Raw genomic sequence first — 1,271 nt, 5'->3', positions numbered from 1 at the left:
TTGGGAAATCTCATCTTGAGGGGGGCTTCACGCTTAGATGCTTTCAGCGCTTATCCCTTCCGCACTTAGCTACCCAGCTATGCTCCTGGCGGAACAACTGGTACACCAGCGGTGCGTCCATCCCGGTCCTCTCGTACTAAGGACAGCTCCTCTCAAATTTCCTACGCCCACGACAGATAGGGACCGAACTGTCTCACGACGTTCTGAACCCAGCTCGCGTACCGCTTTAATGGGCGAACAGCCCAACCCTTGGGACCTACTTCAGCCCCAGGATGCGATGAGCCGACATCGAGGTGCCAAACCTCCCCGTCGATGTGGACTCTTGGGGGAGATAAGCCTGTTATCCCCAGGGTAGCTTTTATCCGTTGAGCGATGGCCCTTCCATGCGGTACCACCGGATCACTAAGCCCGAGTTTCCTCCCTGCTCGACTTGTCAGTCTCGCAGTCAAGCTCCCTTTTGCCTTTGCACTCTGCGAATGATTTCCAACCATTCTGAGGGAACCTTGGGGCGCCTCCGTTACTCTTTAGGAGGCGACCGCCCCAGTCAAACTGCCCGCCTGACACTGTCCCCATACCGGATCACGGTACCAGGTTAGAACTCCGATACGATCAGGGTGGTATCCCAACGGCGCCTCCAAGGAAGCTTGCGCTCCCTCTTCCTAGGCTCCCACCTATCCTGTACAAATCGTATCAAAGTCCAATATCAAGCTGCAGTAAAGCTCCATGGGGTCTTTCCGTCTTGTCGCGGGTAACCTGCATCTTCACAGGTATTAAAATTTCACCGGATCTCTCGTTGAGACAGCGCCCAAGTCGTTACGCCATTCGTGCGGGTCAGAATTTACCTGACAAGGAATTTCGCTACCTTAGGACCGTTATAGTTACGGCCGCCGTTTACTGGGGCTTCGGTTCACAGCTTCGGATTGCTCCTAACCGCTCCCCTTAACCTTCCAGCACCGGGCAGGCGTCAGCCCGTATACTTCGCCTTGCGGCTTCGCACAGACCTGTGTTTTTGCTAAACAGTCGCTTGGGCCTTTTCACTGCGGCCCCCTCGTGCTATTCACACTACCGGGGCACCCCTTCTCCCGAAGTTACGGGGTCATTTTGCCGAGTTCCTTAACGAGAGTTCTTCCGCGCGCCTTAGAATTCTCTTCTCGCCTACCTGTGTCGGTTTGCGGTACGGGCACCTTCTCCTGGTTAGAGGCTTTTCTTGGCAGTCTGAGATCATGACCTTCGCTACTGTAATTTTCACTCCCCATCACAGCCCAGCCTTA

General features: G+C 54.9%; 1 rRNA gene. It reads right to left on the bottom strand.

From position 1 onward, the window contains the following. Window positions 1–1,271 (bottom strand): 23S ribosomal RNA (locus AC1VOR_RS22950); the annotation flags it as partial.

This window comes from Paenibacillus sp. 1SOY10, assembly GCF_056836745.1.
This window is presented reverse-complemented; position numbering and strand designations above follow the sequence as displayed.